Raw genomic sequence first — 19,166 nt, 5'->3', positions numbered from 1 at the left:
TTATTGTCAACCTATTGTATTCTGAGTAGATCTTCATAATGGATTTACATGTTCTATTATATGGTCTGCGCATTAAAATCAATTCAGTAACCATATTATCATTTTGATATGCTAAATAAAATTATCCGCTTTTTTCTGGAAAATAAGCTGGTAACATTCCTGGTAATAGTGGTATTTATCAGTTGGGGAATCATCACTTCTCCTTTTGGTTGGAATACCGGCTTTTTACCAAGCGATCCGGTACCCGTTGATGCCATTCCCGACATTGGCGAAAACCAGCAAATAGTTTATACCGAGTGGCCCGGACGGTCGCCACAGGATATCGACGATCAGATATCCTATCCGTTAACATCGGCTCTTTTGGGTATGCCGGGTGTTAAAACCATTCGAAGCAACTCCATTTTCGGACTATCGAGCATCTATATCATTTTTGATGAAGATGTTGAGTTCTACTGGAGTCGAACACGTATTTTAGAAAAGTTGAACTCCTTACCTGCCGGCACATTACCCGATGGAGTCGCACCTGCTTTAGGGCCTGATGCCACAGCTTTAGGTCAGATTTATTGGTACACCTTGGAAGGTCGGGATAAAAAAGGAAATCCTACCGGAGGTTGGGATCCGCAGGAATTAAGAACCGTTCAGGACTACTATGTGCGATATTCCTTATCATCTGCCGAAGGCGTTGCCGAGGTGGCTTCCATTGGCGGATTCATAAAAGAATATCAGGTAGATGTGGATCCATTTGCCATGAAGGGCTACGACGTTAATCTGTCGCAAATTATTGCAGCGGTAAAAAACAGTAACCTCGATATTGGTGCTCGCACTTTGGAAGTGAACCGGGCCGAGTACCTCGTGCGAGCCATCGGTTACATTAAAAACATTAGAGATCTTGAGAACAGTGTTGTAAAGGTTAGAAATCATGTTCCGGTAAAATTAAAAGACGTTGCTAAAATCAACTTCGGTCCTGCAAGCCGACGTGGTGGATTGGATAAAGACGGTGCCGAAGCTGTTGGTGGCGTTGTGGTTGCCCGATACGGTGCCAACCCCATGAAAACCATTGATAACCTAAAAGAAAAAATAGCCGAAATCGCTCCCGGACTTCCATCTAAAACATTGGATGACGGAACAGTTTCAAAGGTAACACTGGTTCCCTTCTATGATCGTACGGGTTTAATCAAAGAAACACTGGGGACACTGGAAGAAGCCATCAGCCTTGAATTACTAATCAGTATACTGGTTGTGATCGTATTGGTGTTCAACCTCAGGGCTTCCTTATTAATATCCAGTTTATTGCCATTGGGTGTTCTTATCACATTTATAACCATGAGGCACTTTGGTGTTGATGCCAATATTGTGGCATTATCGGGTATTGCCATTGCCATCGGAGTTATGGTTGATGTCGGCGTGGTCTTTGTCGAAAATATTATAAGGCATCTTGATCTACCTGAAAATAAAGGGGCAAAGGGAAAACAACTCCGTCAGGTAATTTACGTTGCTACAACAGAGGTAGCCGGAGCGGTTATCACTGCGCTGGCCACCACTGTAATCAGCTTTTTACCGGTATTTGCCATGGAGGCAGCCGAAGGAAAACTCTTCAAACCCTTGGCCTACACCAAGACGTTTACCATGTTGTCGGCACTTTTGGTTGGACTGATTATCATTCCAAGTTTGGCAAACCTGATTTTCTCACTCAAAACGGATAAGAAGAAATATAAAGCATTTGTGAACATTGCTTTAATAGCGGCCGGAATTATACTAGCTATTATTTCAGGTAATTTGATTGCCTTGGCCATTTCTGCTTTTGGTATCAACGGCTTATTATCAGAATTAAAACCAACCACTTATGAACGATGGGGCAATTTTGTAAACATTACCATCAGTTTGGTAGTAGTTGTGTTCTTCCTGACAAAAATATGGATGCCATTAGGTGCGCAGAATTCGACCATTGCAAACTTCCTGTTTGTGATATTAATTGTTTCTATGGTTCTGGGAGCTTTATCGCTGGTAATCTATTATTACGAGCGCATTCTAAGCTGGTGTTTGAATCATATTGCCACCTTCATTTCCATTCCGATAGTGATTATTTTATTTGGCTTGATGGTATGGCAAGGCTTTGGTAAAGTATTTGGTTTTATGCCAAAATTCATTCAAAACACGGGTGCTTACATTTCTTTAAGTGAAGAATTTCCGGGTATCGGTAAAGAATTTATGCCAACGCTGGATGAAGGTTCTTTCTTATTAATGCCAACAACCATGCCTCACTCAGGCATTGCTGAGAATCTGGATGTAATTCGTTTACTCGACCAAAGAGTTAGTTCCATTCCCGAAGTTGAATCGGTAGTTGGTAAATGGGGACGCGTTAACTCAGCCCTCGACCCTGCCCCAACTTCGATGTACGAGAATGTAATCAATTACAAATCGGAATATATTCTGAATGACAAAGGGCATCGCGAGCGTTACAAAGTTGATAAGGATGAAATGTTTCTCCTGAACCTGCAACCATTGGGCAAAGACTCACAATACAGATATGATAAGGATAATCATCTGATTGAATCATTGAATAATGATGAGTGGAAAAAAGTTTCCTTATCAGAAAAGGAAATAAAACGAATTGAAGCAAACATTGCTGATTATCTGATCACCGATAAAAATGGTGAATACTTTAGACAATGGCGCGATGAAATTAAATCGCCGGATGATATCTGGAATGAAATTATTGCCAGGAGTCAGATTCCAGGCTTAACATCAGCTCCCAAGTTACAGCCTATTTCAACACGTTTGGTGATGTTACAAACCGGAATGAGAGCCCCCATGGGAATCAAGGTTTTTGGACCAAGTCTGGAAAGTATTGAACAAACAGGTTTGAAACTGGAAAGTCTTCTAAAGAATGTTGAAGGCATAAATCCGCAGTCGGTATTTGCCGATCGGGTGGTTGGTAAACCTTATCTTGAAATAAAGATAGACAGGGATGCCATTGCGAGATATGGTATGAGCATCAGTCAGCTTCAAATGGTAATTGGCAGTGCTATTGGTGGTATGCCATTAACCACCACTGTGGAAGGTCGCGAACGTTATCCGGTTCGACTGCGTTATGCACGTGAGTTTCGTGATAATCCTGAAGATCTGAAAAGCATCTTGATTCCGGTAGATAATGGAGCTCAGGTGCCACTGGGTGAGTTAGCAGATATACAGTATACCCGAGGACCTCAGATGATTAAAAGTGAAGACACCTTTTTAGTTGGGTATGTCATTTTTGATAAGAAAGATGGATTTGCCGAGGTAGATGTGGTTGAACATGCTCAGGCTTATCTCAAAAATCAGATTACTGAAGGTAATTTTGAATTACCGGCAGGTGTCAATTATAAATTTACGGGTAATTATGAGAATCAGATAAGGGCAACCAAACGCCTAAGTTTGGTGATACCCATTTCGCTAATGATCATCTTCCTGATTCTGTATTTTCAATTCCGATCTGTAGTATCAACAGCGCTGATTTTTTCAGGAATTATAGTTGCATTCTCGGGTGGTTTTATCATGCTTTGGTTATATGCACAACCCTGGTTTATGGATGCTACTCTGGCAGGTATTAACTTACAGGATTTATTCCAGATAACACCCATCAATCTGAGTGTGGCTGTGTGGGTTGGTTTTATTGCATTGTTTGGTGTTGCCACCGACGACGGGGTATTAATTAGTACCTACATCCAGCAATTACTGGAAAAACACAATCCTCAAAACAAATCCGATTTGAAGAAGTTGATTCTTGAAGCCGGATCCAAACGTGTTCGTCCGGCTATTATGACCACAGCTACCACCATTATTGCATTATTACCGGTTCTTACCTCAACCGGTAAGGGATCAGATATTATGGTGCCGATGGCCATTCCGTTATTCGGAGGTATGACCATCGAAGTAATAACCATGTTTGTGGTTCCGGTTCTGTATTATTTATGGAAATCTAAAACGATGAAAGGAGAAAGCCATGAAACCAAATAAATCAAGATATCAAACAATAGCAAAAAGTGCAATGAGCATTCTTTTGATTTTATTAGGATGGACTGGCGGTAATATTCAGGCTCAAGACAATCTGGATCATTACCTGACACTGGCAGCTGAAAACAATCCAGCGTTGAAAGCGGCATTTAATAAATATATGGCTGCATTGGAAAAAGCTCCTCAGGTATCTGCCTTGCCCGATCCTCAGATCGCTTTTGCTTATTTTATCCAACCTGTTGAGACTCGTGTAGGTCCGCAGGAGTTTAAAATATCAGCTTCGCAGATGTTTCCCTGGTTTGGAACTTTGCAGGCACGAGAAAATGCTGCCATCACTAATGCAAAGGCTCAATATGAGATATTTGAACAACAAAAATCAAAGTTGTTTCAGGAAGTTAAAGCCAACTGGTACAATATCTATTTCAATAAAAAGGCTATTGATATCACCTGGGAGAATATGAGTATTCTGCAATCCTTTCAACGTGTGGCTACGGCTAAAGTGGAAGCCGGTAAGGTATCAGCAGCTGATCAATACCGAATTGAAATGGAAGTTAATGACCTCGAAAATGAATTGGCTCAATTGAAAGATACTCAATCATTATTGACAACCAATTTCAAGAACCTGATTGGTACCACTTCGGAGATTTCAGTTGGTGACACCATTATTTCAACTGATTTATTATTGAGTAAAGAAGCAATAATGGATTCCATAAAGGCAAAAAACCATGTTTTACTTTCGATGGATTTAAAAACATCTGCACTTGATTATCAAAAAGAAACAGCAAAAAAAGCTGGTGGTCCAAATTTTAATATTGGCATCGACTATACTTTTATAGGTAAAGGTGAAAATAATCTTTCAGGAAAGGATGCAATACTATTTCCTAAGATTGGTTTTAGCATTCCACTGTATCGAAAAAAATATAAGAGTATGGTGCAGGAAGTGATTTACGAGCAAGAGTCAGTAACTAACAACAAAAGTAATCAGATCAATATTCTGGAAAATATTCTGGAGAAAAGTTATAATGAAATGACCGATGCTGAGCGTCGATTAACGCTTTTTAATAAGCAGATATTACTGTCATCCAAATCCTTGCGAATTATTGAAACTGAGTATGCCAATCAAAACAGCAATTTTGAAGAGATGCTTCGTATGCAAAAACGAATGCTGAAATATCAGCTGGAACTGGAAAAAGCCAGAACAGACAAACTGGCCTCCATTGCTTTTATCAACTATTTAATGGGAAAATAATATTGGTCTGTTAGTTACCCCGATAGCTATCGGGGGGGGCAGTAGTCAGTAGATTTTTAAATAAATGTTTGACTATCGACAGTAAAAAACAATTGAAAAAGATATTATGAAAAAGATACTTCAATATATAAAATCGAATTACAAAGCGGTACTCATCACTTTGTTGGCCGGCCTGCTAATTGGCTGGATGATAAAACCATCTCATTCAGAAGAAACGCAACAACATCAACACAATCATGCTGAAGAATCAACCACATGGACCTGTTCGATGCATCCACAGATAAAACAGGAAGAACCAGGTTCATGTCCCATTTGTGGAATGGATCTGATTCCATTAAAATCGATGCAAGGCAGTGATGATGCCAATCCAGATGAAGTTGCAATGAGCGAGGCTGCTATTAAACTGGCCGATATTCAAACGGTAAAAGTGGTAAAAAAACAAGCCATCAGAAAAGAATATTTGCAAGGAAAGATTGAACCTGACGAAAGAAAAATTGCTCAGCTTACCGCCCGTTTTAGTGGGAGAATTGAAAAGCTGAACATCAATTTTACCGGGCAAAATGTACGTAAAGGACAAGCTTTGGCTACTATCTACTCCCCTGAACTGGTGAGTGCTCAACGCGAATTAATTGAGGCTGCTGCATTAAAGGAAACCAACCCGGCGTTATACAAAGCTGCCAAAGCCAAGTTGTCCGCATGGGATTTAACACCTCAACAAATCAGCGAAATAGAAAACGCCAGTGATCCAATTATTCATTTTAATATTCTTTCGCCTGTAAGCGGCACTGTCACGTCACGAAATGTTGCACAGGGCGATTATGTGAAAGAAGGAACCGATATGTTTCAGATTACCGATCTTAGTAAGGTTTGGATTCAATTGGATGCATATGAAACGGATCTGCCATGGATTACACAAGGAGATAAAATTAGCTTCAGTGCGAAGTCTCAACCGGGTAAAACCTTTGAAGCAAATGTGAGTTTTATCGATCCGATACTAAACCCTCAAACAAGGGTTGCGAAAGTAAGAGCCGAAGTAATTAATACTAATGGAAACTTAAAACCCGGAATGTTTGTCACCGCTTATGTCGAATCAAAATTATCGATAGATGATGCATTAATCATTCCTAAATCGGCAGTGCTTTGGACGGGTAAAAGAGCAGTTGCATATGTAAAGGTAGAAGAACGGGAACAACCTACTTTTCTTTATCGTGAAATTGTATTGGGACCCGAAGCTGATGATTCGTATGTGGTAGCTGATGGTCTTGAAGAAGGTGAAGTAATTGCTGCCAACGGAGTATTTAAAATTGATGCCGCGGCACAATTGGAAGGAAAACAAAGCATGATGAATTCATCCAAAAGCGATATGCACCACATGGATATGAGCATGAAAATGAAGAAAGATTCATTTCAGGTAGCTGGTAATTGTGGTATGTGCAAAGAAACCATTGAGACTGCTGCCAAAGGAGTTAAAGGCGTTCATTTTGCTGAATGGAATAAGCATACCAAAACATTCAAAGTTAACTACATGGTTAACGAAACAGATCTCACAACTATTCACAAGGCAATAGCATCTGCCGGATATGATACCAAATTAGAAAAGGCGACGCAAGAATCGTATGATAATCTTCACTCGTGCTGTAAATATGATCGGAACGATTTTGGAGAGTCAGCAACTAGAAATGAAACATATACCTTCAAAGTGTTTGGCAATTGCGGAATGTGTAAAGATCGAATTGAAGAAGCTGCCTCGAAAGTCGAGGGCGTTAATAGTGCTGAGTGGAATGAAGAAACCAAGATGATATCTATTGAAGGTATCCCATCATTAAACATTCATACCGTTCACAAAGCAATTGCTGCGGTTGGTCATGATACCGAAATTGCAAAAGCACCTGATTCGGTCTATAACAAACTTCCGGAGTGCTGTTTATATGACAGACCATAAAGAAATATCCAATTAAACCAGTTTGTTAACGTATTAACGGACTGGTTTAATTATGAAACCTTCCTCAGCGATGCACTTGCATTTTCATTATTTTTTAAATACCGGGCACACTGCACAACCTGATTATAACCCAACAAAGTACCCAAAATAAAGTCTTCTTCAGGTGATAATTCATTCAGACTTTTATGGCAAAAACAGTTGATTACATCTACACATTCTTTAGCTCCAAAAAATATATTTACCTTATTAATACTTACCGATTGAATCAAATAATCAATCTCATTTGACTCCAGTTTTTTTATAGCCATATCAACATCTTTGGCTGCCATAGTATGTAAAATCAGGTTTCTTAAACCCTTTTTATATTCATAAATATGATGACAAAATACTCTCATAACATACTCTTTATTAAAAGAACAGATCGTTACTGCTGGCATTTTCCAAACACGTATAAAATAAACCTAACACTAATCTTGATCTATGCAGTAATGACCTGTTCTACAATTGTACTTACCTATGCACTAATAATTCAATACCAAAAGGATTATGGTAAATTAATTCAAACCTGCAAGTATTAAATCAACCCATTTTCTTACCCTTTCTTCCGTTTTATTACTTTCGTTATCTTCATCAATAGCCAATCCCACAAGGCTATTATTTATTACTGCTGAAGAGGCGTCGAAACTATAACCATCAGCTGAAACTGCACCTACAATTTGGCATCCTTTATCAACAATTGCTTTGTAAATAGTACCCATACCATCCACAAAAGTATCAGGATATGAGGCTGCATCACCCAGCCCGAATAAAGCAATGGTTTTTCCTTCCAGGTCTGCATTATCTAATTCGGTGATAAACGAATCCCAATCATCCTGCAAATCACCTAGTCCCCAGGTACTTGTTCCCAGAATTAAACATTCGTATGATTCAATATCAGAAGCGGTCAAATCATCAACATCTTTAACCTCAGCCTGATTATCCAGACATTGATTTATCAGTTTGGCAATCGATTTTGTATTACCTGTGGTTGAACCGTAAAGTATAGCTGTTTTTTTCATCGGCTTAATTTGTTTTAAGTTGTCAAATTACAAAAGCAAAACTAATCAGGTCGACAACACAAATCAATCACCTATTATTGGGCTTTTTGAGAAGGATATAACACAATCATCAATCCCAGCAAAGCCATAAAGATTTAAATTACATGCAATTAGAATTTAGAATCCCTATATATAGTTAATCAAATATTGGTACTTTATTGATTTCACAACCTCAGTTAGCAGCAATAGGCATTCCAATTTCTTTGACTGACAGGAATGTATTTACCAGGCAATTATAGGTACGCTGAGATAGTAATAATTGTAATTCACGCAGTTCTTTCTGATTTAACATCATCGAAACATTACGATGTCCCAAAGGCACAATTATTTTACGTCTGTAATGAAGTCCTGAATTGACATTTTCGAAATAATTACCGTCGATTTTAGTAATGTTATTCTTAAAGAAATCGTAGGCTTCTTCATCAAATGAGAAAAGAAAATGATAAAATTCGATGTGAATCTTATCGCAGTTAGAGCACAAAAAAACTCTTCCGTTACTTGTTTGACTGATGACTTTATCCATAACTAATTCGTTTATTCGAATTTGCATATTATAAAACCATCAGTCAATCACAATTAATTGGGGTTTTGCAATTGTTCGGTTAAAAACACCAACCTATGCGTACTCCACTGGATAAAGCCATAGGAAACTCTTCAATTCCTCCAATAAAACCTTTATGCAAACCATAATTTTTATCATCAGTACCAAAACCATAACCGACACCGATAAAAGTATCAACCACAAAACCATTATCAATAACCCACTGCTTACCAAAGTTTAACAAAAAAGCAAACATTACATTCGTCTCCCTTGACAAGTCTGTTGTACCATAATACCAGTCGCTTACTTCGTAATCATAGCTATAATACGAAAAGGCTATTTCCGGTCTTATATAAGCACCTTTTAATATATGCGCATATCGTTGTCCTCGAATGTAATAATCAGGACTTTTAATAAACTTGTAGCCAAATTTGAGAAACATGCCACTCTCATCAGTATTATAAACATCGTTTCCTACCCCAATAATTCCTAATGAACCTTCGATACTTTGACCGGGTCGAATACTTCTTTCGTACGAAATATTAACATGATTAAATAAGGGTGAGAGAAAATTTGTTTTTATTATATTCTTATTGTCAGCAGCATAATTCTCCGGATCTGTTATGGCAAGGTTAAAATTAATCTCGTTTCCATTTGCAAGTATAATCTTCAACACATCCGATTTATCAATACCAAATACAATGGTTTCACTAACATCAGGTTTCGTGAATTTAATCTCCAGATCACCAATTTCCTTAACAATACAATGAATTGTATCATTATTTGTCTTGATAAGTTGATCCTGAGCATTTGTAAAAGAAATAACAGTAAAAACGAGCAAAAGACTGCTCTGGAGCTTTCTTAGTGAATTCATAAAATAAGGTTTAGTTGTTAAATTAATCAACCTTATGACAATTTAAACAATACCGGCACGTAGCATTAACTGATTCATTTTTTCAATTTCTATTTGCCGGTTGAATGAAAAACTCTGAAACCGTTGTTCTGCTTCAGTAAAACAAAACCGAGCCATTTCAAGTTGATGAATAGCTTCTTCATCCTTCTTTAACCGAAGACAAACATCAGCAGATATTAATAAATATTGTCCTAAAGTATCCAGGTAAGCATCATTTATCTCATTTTTATCAAGATGTTGCTCGAATTCTTCCAGGCTCATTTTTAGAAACACATCATATTTAAAACCCGTAACTCTGTCAGAATGATTTACCAGAAAATCATACGCCTGATCAATTTTTTCTTCTTGCTGAAGTTTTAATAATCGAGCAATAAACTGGGCTATCTGTTCAATAATTCGAAGTATATAATCGCGACGATACATAAGCAATAAATTAATTAAAAGTTACGACAAGAAAAGTAAGCAATTTTATCAAGTAATATTTTTACTTAATTAACAATTCTGTTTGTTGGATAAATCAACATGATTGTTCAAGCATAAATTAACAACTATTACACATTGATTTTCAACCAATATAACAAATCAAGATTAAAACATAAACACGAATAATTATATCCTTTGAATTATAATTTGAATAGGAATATATATATTCTTAACCTATTACCTAACTCAATTGCGTCATCAACATTTGCATTTATAAGTTAAATAGACGATCTTTAAATTTTAGTATCGGGAATGGTATTTATTTAAAAAACCAAAGTTCGAAAAATGGATAAAATAGTTTTAAAGGAACCAACCAGGACCACTCCATTTATTAAACTGGATTATGATCATGGTTTGATTGAATTCAAAGGCAAGTTAACGCCTGAGAATTGTTCTGATTTATTTGATCCTATTATCCAGTGGATTGATGAATACATCGATCATCCATTAGATAAGACTGAACTCAATATTCAATTAGAATATTTTAATACAAGGTCATCAATATATCTATTAGATATCTTTAGAAAATTTGAAAGTTTAACTGATAAAAATCGCAAAATAATTATCAATTGGATTTGCGAAAGTGATGATTTCGATATGATTGAGGCTGGTGAAGATTATCAGGCAATCATCAATATTCCAATAAATATCATTGAATTTAATTAACCAAACATTAAAATATCAGACAATCTGGGGTTCGCATGTTCAATTTGCGAACCCTTTTTATTTAATGACGATACTTTCACTAAAACCAAAATCATTATTTTGCAACTTGAATCTTAATCTAGAAGAAAAGAAGTATGAAGCAACAATGCCTTTTTGTCTTAATTGGCCTAATAAGCCTGTCTTCAATAGTAAATGCTCAAAGCATTTATGATCAGAAGAATGAACCTTATTTTGGAGAAAGCTGTACATCAATCATGGTGAGTAAAGGAGCCTCGAGTGATGGATCGGTAATAACCAGCCATACCTGTGATGGTCGATATAGAACCTGGATCACCATGGAAGAAGGCGAAACTTTTGAAAACGATACTACTACCCCAATTTTTAAAGGTAAGCTACGAACAGAAACCCCTTGGGATATGCGAAATGTAAAACAAGTTGGTTTGATTCCTCAAGCCAAACAAACTTTTGCCTTTTTAAATACTGCTTACCCATGTTTGAATGAAAAACAGCTAGCCATTGGTGAAACAACCATAGTCGGTCCGGAAGAGTTGGTAAACGAAAACGGAATGTTCTTAATTGAAGAGTTGGAAAGAATAGCTCTACAGCGTTGTTCAACTGCCCGCGATGCCATTCAACTTATTGGTCAGCTGATAAAAGAATACGGCTACGGTGATTGGGGTGAATGTATTACCATTGCCGATAAGAAAGAAGTTTGGCAACTAGAAATTTTTGGTGAAGGTCCTGATAAAATAGGTGGCGTGTGGGCTGCACAGCGCATTCCGGAAGGACATGTAGGCGTATCGGCGAATATATCGCGCATTGGAGAACTCAAACTAAAGGATAAAGATCACTTTATGGCTTCTGAGAATGTTTTTTCAGTAGCTAAATCATTAGGACGATGGGATGGAAAAAAACCTTTTAAATTCTGGAAAGCATATGGCGACAATGAAAAACCATTCAACATCAGGGAATTCTTTATTTTAAGTAAACTGGCACCCTCTCTTAATTTGAGCTATGATGCAGCTGAATTACCATTTTCTGTTCAACCCGATAAACCAGTTAGTGTGCAAGATGTTATGGCTCTGTATCGTCAGACATATGAAGGTACAGAATATGACATGACCCAAAATATTCAAACCATAAAGAAAAAACGTGATAAAGAAGGTAAGGTAATTAGTCAGGATACAGTTAAGTCGCCAATTGCTAATCCATGGCTAACAGGGGCAGCCCGCAATACCTATAATTATCTTGATTCAACTGCCATTACTTTTCAAAGAACGGTAGCTGTTTCATGGTGTTCTTATTCCGAAATTATACAGTTACGCGATTGGCTGCCTGATGAAGTAGGTGGTGTTGCATGGTTATCTTTTGATAATCCTGGCCAAAGCCCAAGAATTCCAATTTATGCAGGCACAACAAAATTACCTCCCGGATTTGAATATTGTGGTCAGAAAAGATATCGTGAAGATGCTATTATCTGGAAATACCGCAAAGCAAATAAGCTGGCTACTTTAGCCTGGCAGGAAACCAAAGAAGCTATATTGAACGAAGTAACTTATTTTGAAGAAAAAGGCATAAATGATGGAGCTTTGCTTGAAAAAAAGGTAAATAAATTATTGGAAGAAGAAAAAAAAGAAGATATACCGGAATTGCTGAATCGATACACTACTGATTTTACAGGTGCAACGATTTATAAATGGAATGATCTTGAAAATTATTATTGGGGTCGTTTTGGAATGGGATTTTAAAAAATATAATAGTCTTAAAATGAAAGGTGTAGTTCAACAACTGCACCTTTTTTATTCTTGAAAACGACCATTTATGAATTATTAACAATTACTTAAAGTGTCTCTAAAAGCTTAACCATTCGTTTAGTTTCAGCTTAAATTAACTTCATGTTGCCCAATTAAATTTGTGTGTAGTATTTAATACAGGAATTTTTAATCTAACACAAATGAAAAAGAAAACAACCTTTCGGTTAAGTATAATGGTGATCTTATTCACTATACTTATTAATCCTGTTAAAGCACAGGATGCATTAACTTTCACAAAAGAAATTGAGACAAATAATCCATCGGAAACAAAAGAAACTGTAAGTAATTTAACATTGGCTCTTATTGAAAAAACTAACGCTAATGTTTGTGCGCAATGCAAAGAAAAAAATTTAGTGATCATTGAAGGTCAGATACCATTGACCCTATCAAAAAATCCATTCGATCTGGCTTATACCTTTAATGGTTATATTAACTACAAACTCGAAGTAAACTATGAAAATGGTATACGGTTAACTTTTACAAATCTGAATCACGAGTCAAAAAACTCAATTAATGGTTTTGACCTTAGTTACGGACAATTGTACTCTAACGGAACAACATCCAAGCATGCTGTTTACCGCAATTACAATTTTCTGATTGAAGATTATAGTAGAATCACACTTTTTAATAGTGATAATGAAATGGCGGAATTAATTAAAAAAGCAGCCTTAAATAATATTGAAGAACTTATTGCTGTGAAATAACCTCTCCCTATTAAATGCACCCCGGAATAAGATATAGGTCTTTATCCGGGGTGTTTTGTATTATACTTTATCCATCGAACCCTCTCCCCTTTCAAGCAAATGTGGTCCGGATAATTTAATTCCAATGGCTCCGATAGGTGCCGTAACAACAATACTTAATACTGCTAAAGCCAAAATAGTCTGACCTGTTTCGGTACTTACATCTCCCAGTTTTCCTTCACCAATCAGAGTTAATGGCACAGCACCAATAGCAGCCTGAACCGTAGCTTTAGGCAGGTAGGCAATCACACTAAATAAACGCTCTTTGTAATTTAATTCTGATCGTAATAACGAAATCCACACACCAATACTTCGGGCAGTTAAACCCAATAATAAAATTAATAAGCCAATACCTATCAACGAGGAGTTTAATTGTGAAATTTGTACTTCAGTACCAATATATACAAATAGCAAAATTTCGGCTAGTACCCATACTTTATTAAACTTGGCCGAAAGGCGATTTGCCAGTTTATTATATTTCTCTAAAATCATAAAACCAATGGCCATAATCCCCAGCAAACCAGCCAAGGGAACAAATTCTTTTAATGATTCCCATTCGGTAAATTCATAAAAAGCCACGGCTACAATCATAAAAATGATCACTTTTTTTGTATCGCGAATATGATATCGTTTAAAAAACAGGACTAATAACAAACCAATTAAAGCTCCCAATAATGCACCCAGCAAGATACCTACCGGAACACTCCAAAAGATGTGTCCATAATCAATTGAATTTCCTGCCGCTAACCCGGTAAATACCCCAAATATAGTAATGGCAAAAACATCGTCCACCGAAGCACCAGCCAAAACAAGAGTTGGAACATCCTTCTTCTCTCCATAACCTTTGTCTTTCAAATCTAACATGGCAGGAACTACCACTGCAGGAGATACAGCAGCAATGATAAATCCCAGCATTCCTCCCTCAATAAACGAAAACCCAAGTATATAATGAGCTACCAGTAATACCGTTGTTCCTTCCAATACTCCAGGAATAAAGCTTAAATTAATAGCCGGACGCCCTACTTTGTGCAAGGTTTTTTTGTTAATTCCCAAGCCAGCCCTGATTAAGATAACAATCAAAGCTGCTGTTTTAAACTCCTTCAAAAAAAGAGATACTTCCGGATCAACTAAATCAAATACACTTGGCCCCAAAAGAATACCGGTCAAAATCATTCCTAATATACCCGGTAACTTCAACAGAGTAAATAAATAATTTAACAAGAGGGCAGACAGAATGATCAGTGCAAAGTCGAGTAACATGATGGATGTGTTTTGGATTACAAATATAATTCATTAAATCGATGAGCCAATTATCAATTGATCGTAGTGACAATTAGTAATTCATCGGCAATTCACAATTTTACATTTTGGCTTTAAACTATTGAGCTTTGTGTTTTATCTTTTAATTTTTGAGTTTTAACCTTTGACTTTTAACTTTTACCTTTCTACTTTATTCCTGTTTCCATCTTTATTATTCCAAAAATTGTATTTTTGTTTATACGCCAGTATTTACATTATACGAGATGACAGATATACAGAAGGAAATTAATCAGCTCAGAGAGGAGCTTCATATACACAACCATAATTATTACGTACTTAACACACCAACCATATCTGATTTTGATTTTGATCAGATGATGCATCGCCTGATTGAACTTGAAAAACAATATCCCGAGTTTACCGATCCAAACAGCCCAACTCAACGTGTTGGAAGTGATCTCAATAAAGATTTTGAGCAGGTAAAACATGTTTACCCGATGCTTTCGTTGGGTAATACCTACTCAGAAGAAGAAATTCAGGATTTTTATAACAGAGTAGCCAAACAATTACCTGATGAGGAATTTGAAATTGTTTGTGAATTAAAATACGACGGAACAGCAATTGGCTTAACTTATGAGAACGGAATTCTGGTTCGAGGTGTTACCCGTGGTGATGGAGTGCAGGGTGATGATGTAACTGCCAACGTAAAAACAATTAAAAGTATTCCGCTAAAGTTGAAAGGAGACTATCCTGCCAGTTTTGAAATTCGTGGAGAAATATTTCTACCTCACAAAGGCTTTGCCAAGTTGAATGAGTTACGCGAAGAAGCTGGTGAAACACCTTTTGCCAACCCCAGGAATGCTGCTGCAGGTTCTTTAAAAATGCAAAACAGCTCACAGGTTGCCAAACGTCCGTTAGACTGTTTCTTATATTATATGCTGGGCGAAGAATTACCCAATCAATACCATAAAGAAAACCTGGAAACAGCTCGTAGCTGGGGATTTAAGATTCCACCATATATTCAATTGTGCAAAAGTATTAAAGAAGTGATGGAGTTTATCCATCATTGGGATGTTGAACGGCATAATTTGCCTTTTGATATTGACGGCATTGTACTAAAGGTTAACAGCCTTGATCAGCAACGTCGGTTGGGATTCACCGCCAAATCTCCTCGCTGGGCCATCTCATATAAGTTTAAGGCCGAACAAGGCTATACAAAACTCAATGAAGTAACTTTTCAGGTTGGCCGCACCGGTGCTGTAACTCCGGTAGCTAATCTCGATCCTGTTTTTCTTGCCGGAACAACGGTTAAACGTGCTTCACTTCACAATTCAGATATTATTGCATCACTCGACTTACATTTGGGTGATATGGTCTATGTTGAAAAAGGGGGTGAAATCATTCCTAAGATTGTTGGAGTTGATGAGAATGCCCGAGCAGCCGATGCACCTAAGGTAGAGTTTATCAAAAACTGTCCTGAATGTAACAGTGAGTTAATCAGAATTGAAGGTGAAGCAGCCCACTACTGCCCCAATGCTGCTACTTGTCCTCCTCAGGTGAAGGGAAGGGTTGAACATTTTATTGCACGTAAGGCGATGAACATTGATGGATTGGGGACCGAAACCATTGATCTGTTATACAAAAACCAAATGATAAATGATGTGGCTGATTTATATAACCTTCACCCCATGCAACTCTCCTCTTTGGAACGGATGGGTGAAAAATCAGCACAGAATATTCTGGACGGGCTGGAAACTTCCAAACAAGTTAATTTTGCCCGGGTTCTGTTTGCATTAGGTATCCGATATGTTGGCGAGACTGTTGCTAAAAAACTGGCATCGGCTTTTAAAAATATCGATAATCTGATGAATGCCTCGTTGGAAGAGCTAACCGAGGTTGACGAAATTGGTGAAAGAATTGCCAGCAGCGTAAAAGGTTATTTTGGTGACGAGAACAACCAAACTCTTATAGAAAAGTTGAGAAAGATTGGTTTGCAATTTGAGCTTTCAGAGCAAGAAACTGCCACTCACTCTGATAAACTGGAAGGATTATCCTTTGTTGTAAGCGGAAGCTTCGCCAGCTTCTCCCGCGATGAACTAAAATCATTAATAGAAAAAAATGGTGGTAAAAATGTGAGTGGAGTTTCGTCAAAAACAAGCTATCTTGTAGCTGGAGATAAAATTGGCCCAAGTAAACTTGCTAAAGCAGAAAAACTGGGCGTTAAGATTATCTCCGAAGAAGAGTTTAAATCAATGATTGAATAAAAAAGCATAACAGCAATAATGAGCAATATCATCGATAATTTAAGGCAAAAAGTAGCAGGTTATTTACTTAAAAGAGAAATCAGTAAACAACCCCACAAAGCTTCTATCCATAACCTTCAAACCGCTGAGACAGCAGGTATTTTGTTTGACGCAACCAAACCCGATAACTTGAAAATTGTTAAAGAACTGGCCTCTGAACTAAAAGAGTTTAATATTAAGAGTCAGTTTCTGGGTTATATAAATAAAAGTAAACGCGACGACGATTACATTGGTGATAACACCTACAGCTTTGTTTGCAAAAAGGACTTTGGCTTCTTCTATGCTCCAAAATCTGAAAATATCACCAGGTTTATTGATACCCCCTTTCACTTATTATTTGTCTTAACAGATGACTTTTTATTTCCAATAACCTACATTGGCTCATTATCTAAAGCACATTTTAAAGCTGGCAGAGCCAATATCGACAATGATATGTTCGACTTTATGATTGAATTAAAAAAAGGAGATACCATAAAAGAATTGAAAAAACAAATTATACATTACCTTTCAATTATCAACAATAAATAAAACGTAATGCTAACACCCTATCAACTAGGCGGAACCGGTGTAGCTCTAGTTACACCTTTTAACTCCAGAAAAGAGATTGATTTTGAATCTCTCGATCGTCTGGTGCATTTCGTTATCCAAAATCAGGTTGATTTTCTGGTTGCACTGGGTACAACTTCCGAGGCCTCAACACTTAGCGAAATAGAGAAGCGTGAAGTTGTTCGTCACATCATTGCTGCCAATGGAGGTAGAAAACCCATCATTGTTGGGATGGGTGGAAATGATACCAACAGGATTGTTGACACCATTAACAAAACTGATTTTGATGGTATTGATGGTATTCTTTCTGTTGTTCCATATTACAATAAACCCTGTCAGGAAGGTATTTACCAGCACTTTTCAGAAATAGCCAAAGCCTCTCCTGTACCTATTATATTGTATAATGTTCCCGGACGAACTTCAAGCAATATAAATGCTGAAACAACCATCCGTTTGGCAAATGATTTTGAAAATATCATTGCTGTAAAAGAAGCATCAGGTGACTTAATGCAGATAATGAACATCATCCATAAAAAGCCTGATGATTTTATGGTTTTAAGTGGTGATGATGCTTCTACCCTGCCATTAATTGCTTTAGGTGCTGATGGAGTAATATCTGTAACAGCCAATGGCTTTCCATTTGAATTTAGTCAATTGGTTAGGGAAGCTTTAAATGAATCGTTGGATGAAGCCTGTAAAATCCACTATAGTTTACTGGATATAATTCAACTTTTATTTAGCGAAGGTAATCCGGCTGGAATTAAAGCACTGTTAAACGCACGTGGTTTGATTGATAATAATTTACGCTTACCACTTGTACCTGTAACAGAAGAAACTTATATTGCTATAGAGAAATTTTTAAACAATTTTTAAGAATTTGGTCTGCTTTTTGTAAAAGCATAAATCAAATAAACTACTTACTATGAAGACTAAAATTTATCTAAGCCTGACATTAGTTTTTGCATTAAGCATCCTTAGCGGATGTATGACTCACAAAGTGGAACGTGTTGATACCAAAGAAGCCATTGATCTAAGCGGAAGATGGAATGATACCGACTCGCGTTTGGTAGCAGAAGAAATGGTTAACCAGATCCTGGGTGGAGCATGGATTGACAATCATCTTCAATCAACAGGAAATAAACCCGTGGTGGTGGTTGGTTTGATTTACAATAAATCTCACGAACATATCAGTGCTGAAACCTTTATTAAAGATGTAGAACGAGCATTTATCAACAGTGGTCGTGTTCGACTGGTACAAGCAGGTGATAAAAGAGAAGAGCTTAGAAAAGAAAGAGCTGCTCAGCAGGAATTTGCTAGCATGGCTACTGCCAAACAATGGGGACAGGAACTGGGTGCTGACTTCATGTTAAATGGTGATATCAATTCAATTGTTGACACATACAAAAAAGAACGTGTTAACTTTTACAAAGTTAATCTTGAATTATCCAATCTCGAAACCAACGAAGTTATTTGGATTGGTGACAAAGAAATCAAGAAATATATTACAAAATAACACTCTGAATGAGGGTGTCCAAAAACTAAACATCAAAACAACGTTAGTTTCAATTTGTAATAAAATATCATTTTATGTCACCCCTAAATCCCCTGAAGGGGAC

At 37.1% G+C, this 19,166-nt stretch carries 16 protein-coding genes; 10 read left to right on the top strand and 6 right to left on the bottom strand.

What is annotated here, in order from left to right; translation table 11 throughout:
* Positions 1–108 precede the first annotated feature (108 nt).
* From ACRD62_RS20690 to ACRD62_RS20680, 3 genes are all read left to right on the top strand, one after another.
* Positions 109–3,996, top strand: coding sequence for an efflux RND transporter permease subunit (locus ACRD62_RS20690; protein ID WP_430822009.1), 3,888 nt, complete (start codon positions 109–111; stop codon positions 3,994–3,996).
* A complete protein-coding gene (locus tag ACRD62_RS20685) occupies positions 3,983–5,242 on the top strand; it encodes a TolC family protein (RefSeq protein ID WP_430822008.1) in 1,260 nt (419 codons plus the stop codon). Before ACRD62_RS20690 ends, ACRD62_RS20685 begins: the two co-directional genes overlap by 14 nt.
* A 106-nt stretch (positions 5,243–5,348) precedes the next feature.
* Complete coding sequence (locus tag ACRD62_RS20680) at positions 5,349–7,184, top strand: efflux RND transporter periplasmic adaptor subunit (RefSeq protein ID WP_430822007.1); 1,836 nt, start codon at positions 5,349–5,351, stop codon at positions 7,182–7,184.
* Positions 7,185–7,234: 50 nt separating this feature from the next.
* Here ACRD62_RS20680 and ACRD62_RS20675 read toward each other — a convergent pair whose 3' ends face one another.
* The 5 genes from ACRD62_RS20675 to ACRD62_RS20655 form a co-directional block, all read right to left on the bottom strand.
* On the bottom strand, positions 7,235–7,579 hold the full coding sequence (locus ACRD62_RS20675; RefSeq protein WP_430822006.1) for a DUF2023 family protein: 345 nt from the start codon (positions 7,577–7,579) through the stop codon (positions 7,235–7,237).
* Positions 7,580–7,738: 159 nt separating this feature from the next.
* Positions 7,739–8,242: a flavodoxin gene (locus ACRD62_RS20670; RefSeq protein ID WP_430822005.1), complete on the bottom strand. Its 504-nt coding sequence runs from the start codon at positions 8,240–8,242 to the stop codon at positions 7,739–7,741.
* A gap of 211 nt (positions 8,243–8,453) precedes the next feature.
* The gene (locus ACRD62_RS20665) at positions 8,454–8,804 is read right to left on the bottom strand and encodes a DUF6686 family protein (RefSeq protein ID WP_430822004.1); all 351 of its coding nucleotides are present in this window, start codon (positions 8,802–8,804) and stop codon (positions 8,454–8,456) included.
* Positions 8,805–8,883: 79 nt separating this feature from the next.
* On the bottom strand, positions 8,884–9,696 hold the full coding sequence (locus ACRD62_RS20660; protein WP_430822003.1) for a hypothetical protein: 813 nt from the start codon (positions 9,694–9,696) through the stop codon (positions 8,884–8,886).
* A gap of 42 nt (positions 9,697–9,738) precedes the next feature.
* Entirely contained in the window at positions 9,739–10,158 is a 420-nt protein-coding gene (locus ACRD62_RS20655; RefSeq protein ID WP_430822002.1) for a hypothetical protein, read from the bottom strand.
* Positions 10,159–10,503: 345 nt separating this feature from the next.
* Here ACRD62_RS20655 and ACRD62_RS20650 point away from each other — a divergent pair, with 345 nt between their 5' ends.
* The 3 genes from ACRD62_RS20650 (at position 10,504) to ACRD62_RS20640 (ending at position 13,402) form a co-directional block, all read left to right on the top strand.
* The gene (locus ACRD62_RS20650; protein WP_430822001.1) at positions 10,504–10,884 is read left to right on the top strand and encodes a DUF1987 domain-containing protein; all 381 of its coding nucleotides are present in this window, start codon (positions 10,504–10,506) and stop codon (positions 10,882–10,884) included.
* A gap of 134 nt (positions 10,885–11,018) precedes the next feature.
* Positions 11,019–12,632, top strand: a complete 1,614-nt coding sequence (locus ACRD62_RS20645) for a dipeptidase (RefSeq protein WP_430822000.1) — start codon at positions 11,019–11,021, stop codon at positions 12,630–12,632.
* Between the two features lie 206 nt (positions 12,633–12,838).
* Positions 12,839–13,402, top strand: coding sequence for a hypothetical protein (locus ACRD62_RS20640; RefSeq protein WP_430821999.1), 564 nt, complete (start codon positions 12,839–12,841; stop codon positions 13,400–13,402).
* Positions 13,403–13,462: 60 nt separating this feature from the next.
* Here the strand turns inward: ACRD62_RS20640 and ACRD62_RS20635 are convergent, their stop codons facing one another.
* Positions 13,463–14,701: a cation:proton antiporter domain-containing protein gene (locus ACRD62_RS20635; RefSeq protein WP_430821998.1), complete on the bottom strand. Its 1,239-nt coding sequence runs from the start codon at positions 14,699–14,701 to the stop codon at positions 13,463–13,465.
* 263 nt (positions 14,702–14,964) lie between these two features.
* On the opposite strand from ACRD62_RS20635, the gene ligA reads away from it, so the two are divergent.
* From ligA to ACRD62_RS20615, 4 genes are read left to right on the top strand one after another with little or no spacing between them, the layout of a single operon-like run.
* On the top strand, positions 14,965–16,965 hold the full coding sequence (ligA, locus tag ACRD62_RS20630; protein WP_430821997.1) for an NAD-dependent DNA ligase LigA: 2,001 nt from the start codon (positions 14,965–14,967) through the stop codon (positions 16,963–16,965).
* An 18-nt stretch (positions 16,966–16,983) separates the two neighbouring features.
* Positions 16,984–17,532: a DUF6913 domain-containing protein gene (locus tag ACRD62_RS20625; RefSeq protein ID WP_430821996.1), complete on the top strand. Its 549-nt coding sequence runs from the start codon at positions 16,984–16,986 to the stop codon at positions 17,530–17,532.
* Positions 17,533–17,538: 6 nt separating this feature from the next.
* Positions 17,539–18,423, top strand: coding sequence for a 4-hydroxy-tetrahydrodipicolinate synthase (gene dapA / locus ACRD62_RS20620; RefSeq protein WP_430821995.1), 885 nt, complete (start codon positions 17,539–17,541; stop codon positions 18,421–18,423).
* Between the two features lie 49 nt (positions 18,424–18,472).
* Positions 18,473–19,063 (top strand): penicillin-binding protein activator LpoB, encoded by a 591-nt coding sequence (locus tag ACRD62_RS20615; protein WP_430821994.1) that lies wholly within the window; start codon positions 18,473–18,475, stop codon positions 19,061–19,063.
* Positions 19,064–19,166 lie beyond the last annotated feature (103 nt).

Origin of the sequence: Carboxylicivirga caseinilyticus (assembly GCF_050589785.1) — a bacterium.
Classification (GTDB): domain Bacteria; phylum Bacteroidota; class Bacteroidia; order Bacteroidales; family Marinilabiliaceae; genus Carboxylicivirga; species Carboxylicivirga caseinilyticus.
Note: the sequence above shows the minus strand (reverse complement) of the source record. Positions and strands in the feature narration are given on the sequence as shown.